Consider the following 2,192-nt stretch of genomic DNA (forward strand, 5'->3'; position numbering starts at 1 on the left):
TGTCGTTGCTCTCGTAAGACTGACCCCCAGGTGCTCCCGCAGAATTAACCCCCTTGAGCATCTGGAGGGTGCTGAAAGTGGAGGACTGGGCCGAGATACGTCGGCTGCATCGGGCGGAGGGTGTGCCCATCAAGGAGATCGCGCGGCGGTTGGGGGTGGCCCGGAACACGGTGCGGGCCGCGTTGAACTCCGACCGGCCGCCGGTGTTCCAACGGGCCCCGCGGGGCCATGTCGCAGACGCGTACGAGCCGCAGATGCGGGCTTTGCTGCAGGAGTGGCCGACGATGCCGGCGCCGGTGATCGCTGAGCGGATCGGCTGGCCCTATTCCTCGGCACCACTGCGTAAGCGGCTGGCGCTGATCCGGCCGGAGTATGTCGGGATCGATCCGGTCGACCGGGTCACCTATGAGCCCGGCGAGGTCGCCCAGTTGGATCTGTGGTTCCCGGAGACGAAGGTCCAGGTCGGTGCCGGGCAGGAACGGGTGCTGCCGGTGCTGGTCATGACACTTGGGTTCTCCCGCCACTTGTCCGCGGCGATGATCCCCTCGCGACAGGCCGGCGACATCCTGTCGGGGATGTGGCAGCTGATCAGCCAGGTCGGCCGGGTCCCCAGGACGCTGGTCTGGGACCGGGAGGCTGCGATCGGCGGCAGCGGCAAACTCACCGCGCCGGCCGCGGCGTTCGCCGGGACTCTGGCCACCAGGATCAGGCTGGCGCCGCCCCGCGACCCCGAATACAAGGGGATGGTGGAGCGGAGCAACGGCTACCTGGAGACCTCGTTCCTTCCCGGCCGGCAGTTCACCTCGCCGGCCGACTTCAACCAGCAGCTGCAGGACTGGCTGATCAAGGCGAACTCCCGCACCGTCCGGTCAATCCAGGGCCGTCCGGTTGATCTGCTGGAGCGGGACTACCTGGCGATGACCCCACTGCCGCCGGTCGAACCGCCGATCGGAATCAGCTCGAGGATCCGGCTCGCCCGCGACTACTACGTCCGTGTCGACACCGTCGATTACTCGGTGGATCCGCAGGTCATCGGCAGATTCGTCGATGTCACAGCCTCCCCGCAGGAGGTGGTGGTGTTCTGCGACAGTCAGGTCGTCGCCCGCCACGAACGCTTCTGGGCCAAGCAGGCGGTGGTCACCGATCCCGCCCACGCCGCCATCGCCAAGCGGATGCGCCAGGCCCTGGCCGAGGACCGGCAACGACGCCAGGCGGCGACCCGCCGGCACACCGACGGCCATGCCGTCGCCCTTCGGGCCCTGCCCGACTACGACGCCCTGTTCGGCGTCGACTTCGACCAGCCATCAACGAAAGCAGAGTGACAAGTGAGCTCCGGCACCATCACCACGGCGACGAAGGACGGCCTGCCGTCCATGATCGCCTACCTGACCCGGGTCCTGAAGACCCCGACGATCGGGGCCTGCTGGGAGGACCTGGCCGCCCAGGCAAGGGATGAGAACTGGTCGCACGAGGAGTATCTGGCGGCCCTGCTGCAGCGGCAGGTCGCCGACCGTGAGTCCAAGGGCACCGTCATGCGGATCCGCACCGCCCACTTCCCGCAGGTCAAAACGCTGGAGGACTTCAACCTCGACCACCTGCCCTCGCTGCGGCGCGATGTCCTGGCTCACCTGGCCACCGGGACGTTCGTCGCGAAGGCGGAGAACGTGATCCTCCTCGGGCCGCCCGGCATCGGCAAGACACACCTCGCGATCGGGCTCGGAGTCAAGGCCGCCCATGCCGGCCACTCGGTCCTGTTCGACACCGCGAGTAACTGGATCACCCGCCTCGCCACCGCACACCAGGCCGGCCGCCTCGAAGCCGAACTGAAGAAGATCCGCCGTTACCGACTGATCATCATTGACGAGGTCGGCTACATCCCGTTCGACCAGGACGCCGCGAATCTGTTCTTCCAGCTGATCGCGTCCCGCTACGAACAGGGCTCGGTGATGGTGACCTCGAACCTGCCCTTCGGACGCTGGGGAGAGACCTTCTCCGACGACGTTGTCGCAGCCGCCATGATCGACCGCCTGGTCCACCACGCCGAGGTCCTCACCCTCACCGGCGACTCCTACCGCACCCGCCAACGACGCGAGCTCCTCGCCAAGGAGAACCGCACACACCGCGACTGAACCGACCCCAGGGGGTCAAATCTGCGAGAGCAGAGCGTGCTCAATTCTGCGGGAGCATTGACA

General features: G+C 67.2%; 2 protein-coding genes. Both read left to right on the forward strand.

Going from position 1 to position 2,192, the window contains the following annotated elements:
* The first annotated feature begins 68 nt into the window (after positions 1-68).
* Positions 69-1,322, forward strand: coding sequence for an IS21 family transposase (istA, locus tag ACGFYN_RS48065; protein WP_393872269.1), 1,254 nt, complete (start codon positions 69-71; stop codon positions 1,320-1,322).
* Between the two features lie 3 nt (positions 1,323-1,325).
* Positions 1,326-2,129: an IS21-like element helper ATPase IstB gene (istB, locus tag ACGFYN_RS48070; protein ID WP_393872270.1), complete on the forward strand. Its 804-nt coding sequence runs from the start codon at positions 1,326-1,328 to the stop codon at positions 2,127-2,129.
* The last annotated feature ends 63 nt before the right edge of the window (positions 2,130-2,192 follow it).

Origin of the sequence: Streptomyces sp. NPDC048419 (genome assembly GCF_043200415.1) — a bacterium.
Classification (GTDB): Bacteria; Actinomycetota; Actinomycetes; order Streptomycetales; family Streptomycetaceae; genus Streptomyces.